Source organism: Rubrimonas sp. (genome assembly GCF_036788415.1).
GTDB lineage: Bacteria > Pseudomonadota > Alphaproteobacteria > Rhodobacterales > Rhodobacteraceae > Rubrimonas.
The window spans coordinates 1-3,789 of sequence record NZ_DAIQNN010000174.1; the positions used below are offsets into that span (position 1 = coordinate 1).

The 3,789-nt window shown below is 67.7% G+C and carries 4 protein-coding genes; all 4 read left to right on the forward strand.

All coding sequences use genetic code 11. The features are described from left to right. The first annotated feature begins 227 nt into the window (after window positions 1-227). The gene (locus tag V7Q31_RS17900) at window positions 228-1,559 is read left to right on the forward strand and encodes an extracellular solute-binding protein (RefSeq protein ID WP_333835206.1); all 1,332 of its coding nucleotides are present in this window, start codon (window positions 228-230) and stop codon (window positions 1,557-1,559) included. 115 nt (window positions 1,560-1,674) lie between these two features. Then, a complete protein-coding gene (locus V7Q31_RS17905; protein WP_333835207.1) occupies window positions 1,675-2,643 on the forward strand; it encodes an ABC transporter permease subunit in 969 nt (322 codons plus the stop codon). Then, window positions 2,640-3,554: an ABC transporter permease subunit gene (locus V7Q31_RS17910; protein ID WP_333835208.1), complete on the forward strand. Its 915-nt coding sequence runs from the start codon at window positions 2,640-2,642 to the stop codon at window positions 3,552-3,554. The genes V7Q31_RS17905 and V7Q31_RS17910 overlap by 4 nt, the downstream gene beginning before the upstream one ends. Window positions 3,555-3,556: 2 nt before the next feature. Then, window positions 3,557-3,789, forward strand: a 233-nt coding sequence (locus tag V7Q31_RS17915; RefSeq protein WP_333835209.1) for an ATP-binding cassette domain-containing protein, incomplete at its 3' end; no start/stop codon positions are given.

The following is a 3,789-nucleotide window of genomic DNA, read 5'->3' on the forward strand; positions in this document are numbered from 1 at the left end:
GCGGCGCGGGGGCGGGGCCGCGCGATGGGCGGGAAACCGCCGCCGCGCCCGGTGCGGCGCGGGGTGGCGCGGCGCGGATGGGGGGACGGGCGCTGGGGGAGCGCAGGGGACCGGACAAGCCGGCGGGCGGTGGCGGAGGCCCGCCGGAGGGGCTGGCCATGTCACATTAATGAAACGTTTCAACGATACCTCCTGCGCCGAGGAAGTCGGAAACCGGGGAGTTGGCCATGACACCGACGAAGCTTGGATTTACCATCACGATCGCCGCCGCGATGCTGGGCGGCGACGCGACCGCCCAGACCGAGATACGCATGTGGTTCGGCCTCGGCGGGCGTCTCCAGGAAGAGGTCCTCGCCCAGTGCGAGCGCTTCAACGCCGCCCAGGACGAGGTGAACCTCGTGTGCTCGCGCGAGGGCACCTATGACGAGATCTTCAACCAGGCCATGGCGGCGGTGCGCGCCGGCAACCAGCCGCACATCCTGCAGGTCGTCGACCGGGGCACCGGCACGATGATGCTGTCGGGCGCGGCCATCCCCGCCTACGAACTGGTCGACCGCCTCGGCATCGACGTGAACTGGGACGACTATTTCGACGCCATCGGCAACTACTACGCCGACCGCGAGGGCAACCTCTGGGCCTTCCCGTTCAACTCCTCGACCGCGATGGTCTACTACAACACCGGCGCGCTGGAGGCTGCGGGCTACGACGCCTTCCCGCGCACCTGGGAGGAGTTCGACGCGCTGCTCTATGCCCTGCGCGACGAGGCGGGCTACGACTGCTCGCTCGCCTGGACGATCGACCTGTGGAGCGACCTCGAGCAGTTCTCGGCCATCCACGACATTCCCGTCGCCACGCGCAACAACGGCTACGAGGGGCTCGACGCGGAACTGGTGGTGAACCAGACCCGGGTCGTGCAGCATTTCGAGATGCAGCAGCGCTGGTTCGATGACGGGATCCTCGAATACAATCCCGATTTCGAGGTGCGCCGCGACCTCTTCGTGAACGGCACCTGCCCGATCTTCTTCAACTCGATCGCGGGCTTCACCTCGACCCAGGCGCTCGCCGAGGCCAGCGGGATCGAGTGGACGGTGGCCGAGCTGCCCCACTATGCCGACGTGACGCCGATCAACAACCTCGTGGGCGGTGCCGCGCTCTGGACCATGGCGGGCTTCTCGGACGAGGAATACGAGGCGATCGGCCGCTTCTACGCCTTCCTCGCCCAGCCCGACCAGCAGATCGCCTGGTCCGACGGCACGGGCTACTTCCCGGTGACCGAGTCCGCGTACCGGAGCCTCGTGGACTCGGGCTATTATCAGGAGCCCGACAACATCAACCGCGACCTCGCCGTGCGCTCGCTCCTGCGGGCGGAACCGACGGTGAACTCCATGGGGATCCGGCTCGGCAACTATGTCGAGATCCGCAACATCCTCACCGAGGAGATCCAGCAGGCCCTGACCGGCACGCAGACGATGCAGCAGGCCTTCGACGAGGGCGTGCGCCGCGGCAACGAGCTGCTGCGCCGCTTCGAGGCGACCTACCCGGGCACCGAACTGCCCTGATCGCGCGCTCAGGCCTCGGGGGGCCGGCCGCGCGCCCGGCCCCCCGAAGCATCCCCGTCCGCCCGTCCGGCTTCCCCCCGCCCCTTCCGCCGCCCCTGCCCGTCCGAGGCCCCCGATGATCAAGCGCGTCCTCTTCGAAAGCCGCCTCGTTCCCTACCTGCTGATCCTGCCGCAGCTTCTGATCATCCTCCTGTTCTTCTACTGGCCGTCGGGACAGGCGCTGTTCTGGTCCTTCACGCTGGAGCCGCCTTTCGGCGGCGACGCGGTCTGGGTGGGGATGCGCAACCTCGACTACATCTTCTCGAGCCCGGAATATTACCGCTCGATCCGCAACACCCTGATCCTGTCGGTCGCGACGACGGCGATCTCCATGGGCCTCGGCATCGTCTTCGCGATCTTCGCGGACCGGGGCCTGCGCGGCCTCGTGGTCTACAAGACCGCCGTGATGTGGCCCTACGCCGTCGCCGCCCCCATCGCCGGGGTGATGTGGCTGTTCATCTTCGACCCTTCCGTGGGCATGCTCGCGATCTTCAACCGTGCGGGTGCCCCGGATGCGTGGAACCCGCTGCTGAGCGGCCCGCAGGCCATGATCATGGTCATCATCGCCTCGTCCTGGATCTCGATCACCTTCAACTTCGTCTTCTACCTGGCCGGGCTTCAGGCCATCCCCAACAGCCTCGTGGAGGCGGCGGCGATGGACGGGGCAGGGCCGGTGCGGCGCTTCTTCGACCTCGTCTGGCCGCTGATGACGCCGACGCTGTTCTTCCTGCTGGTGCTAAACGTCACCACCTCGTTCACCGAGGGCTTCGGGGTGATCGACGCGATGACACGCGGCGGGCCGGGCGGGGCCACCGAGACGATGGTCTACAAGATCTACCGCGACGGCTTCCAGGGGCAGGACCTGTCGCTGTCCTCGGCGCAGTCGCTGGTTCTCATGGGGCTCGTCATCATCGTGACCTACCTGCAGTTCAAGCTGATCGAGCGGCGCGTCCATTACGGCGGCGGCCGGGCCGACGCGCCCGAACCCGCGGCGGTGCGCGGAGCGCACCTGCCGCCCGCGACCGAGATGGAGCCCGCGAAATGATCGAGCGCACCCCCTGGCTGGACCTGTTTACCCATGCGGTGCTGATCCTCGCCGTCCTCACGATGTGCTTTCCGATCTGGATCGGCGTCGTCACGGCGACGCTGCCCGATGCGCGCGTGGGCGCGTTGCCGAGACCGCTCTGGCCCGATGTCCATCTGCTCGAGAACATGGCGCGCGCCTGGGAGCGCGGGGGCTTCTCCGCCCTGTTCCTCAACTCCGTCATCTCGGCCACCACGATCATGGTCGGCAAGATCGCCATCGCCATGGTCACCGCCTTCGGCCTCGTCTATTTCCGCTTTCGCGGGCGGGCCCTCGCCTTCTGGCTGATCTTCATCACCCTCATGCTGCCGCTGGAGGTGCGGATGGTGCCGACCTACGAGGTCGCGTCCAACGTGCTGATGCCGGTGCAGCGGGTGCTGGAATGGACCGGGATCGCCTGGCTGATCGAAACGCTGTCGGGCGTGCGGATCGTGCTGAACCTGTCGCTCATCAACACCTATGCGGGCCTGACCCTGCCGCTGATCGCGACGGCGACGGGAACCTTCCTGTTCCGGCAGTTCTTCCTGACGCTTCCCGACGAACTGACCGAGGCGGCCAAGATGGACGGAGCGGGCCCGCTGCGCTTCTTCCGCGACATGGTGGTGCCGCTGTCCCGGACCAACATGGCCGCGCTTGCCGTCATCATGTTCGTCTTCGGCTGGAATCAGTATCTGTGGCCGCTTCTCGTCACCACGGGACCCGACTACCGCACCATGACGCTGGGGCTGCGCTTCATGGAAGGCGGCGAGGACCAGCTGACCGACTGGAACGTGGTTCTGGCGGGCGCGCTGCTGGTGATGGCCCCCCCTGTCGCGGTGGTGATCGCGGCGCAACGATGGTTCGTCAAGGGCCTCGTGAACGCGGAGAAATGACCATGGACGAGATCGTCTTCGAGAAGGTGCGCAAGAGCTTCGGCGGCGTGGAGGCGCTGAAGGGCGTGGACCTCGCGATCCCGCGCGGCGCCTTCGCCGTGATCCTGGGGCCCTCGGGCTGCGGCAAGTCCACGCTGCTGCGGGTGCTGGCGGGGCTGGAGCGCACGAGCGGCGGGCGCGTCTGGCTGGGGGGTGAGGACATCACCGGGCAGGGCGTGGGCCAGCGCGACGTGGC

Bases quoted from the DNA above. Each gene is read 5' to 3' on its own strand.
- V7Q31_RS17900 (WP_333835206.1), top strand. From the start codon at position 228: ATGACACCGACGAAGCTTGGATTTACCATCACGATCGCCGCCGCGATG.
- V7Q31_RS17905 (WP_333835207.1), top strand. From the start codon at position 1,675: ATGATCAAGCGCGTCCTCTTCGAAAGCCGCCTCGTTCCCTACCTGCTG.
- V7Q31_RS17910 (WP_333835208.1), top strand. From the start codon at position 2,640: ATGATCGAGCGCACCCCCTGGCTGGACCTGTTTACCCATGCGGTGCTG.